This window comes from Thermomonas alba, from assembly GCF_022419205.1.
GTDB classification, from domain to species: Bacteria; Pseudomonadota; Gammaproteobacteria; order Xanthomonadales; family Xanthomonadaceae; genus Thermomonas; species Thermomonas alba.
In genome coordinates this window covers 1-543 of record NZ_JAJOZU010000058.1, presented here as the reverse complement: position 1 = coordinate 543, position 543 = coordinate 1, and the positions used below count along the sequence as shown (strand labels likewise).

The 543-nt window shown below is 64.8% G+C and carries 1 protein-coding gene; it reads right to left on the bottom strand.

The window, feature by feature from the left end; translation table 11 throughout:
• Window positions 1-543 (bottom strand): nucleoside/nucleotide kinase family protein (locus ML342_RS11730; RefSeq protein ID WP_500809975.1); only part of this gene is annotated, 543 nt, incomplete at both ends.

Genomic DNA, 543 nt, shown 5'->3' with positions numbered 1-543 from the left:
CCGCCTCCTGGCTGTAGCCGCGCTGGGTTTTGTCGCGGATGAGCTTTTGGATCCACTCCAGGTTGATGGACGGCACCACACCGATCAGCAGGTCCGGGTACTGCGCCACATTGACGGTGTCGGTGACGACCGCGCCGTGCAGCCCCTCGTAGAACAACATGTCGGTGTCGGGCGGCAGGTCTTCCCACGGCGTGAAAGTGCCGGGCTCCTGGCCATAGGGTTCCGCCTCCTGCGCGTTGTGCAGGTATTTGCGGCTGCGGCCGCGGCCGGCCTCGGCGTAGGTCTTGAACAAGTTTTCCAGCTCTTCGAACAGGTTGGCCTCGGGCCCGAAGTGGCTGAAATGGCGGTTGCCGCTCGCCTCCTGCTCGGCCATCATGGCCTTCATCGTGCGGCGGTCGTAGCGGTGGAAGCTGTCGCCCTCGAAGATCGCCGCCTTGATCGACTCGCGCCGGAAAATGGCCTGGAAGGTACGGGTGACCGAGGTGGTGCCGGCCCCGGAGGAGCCGGTGATCGCGATGATGGGATGGCGTTCGGACATGTCAG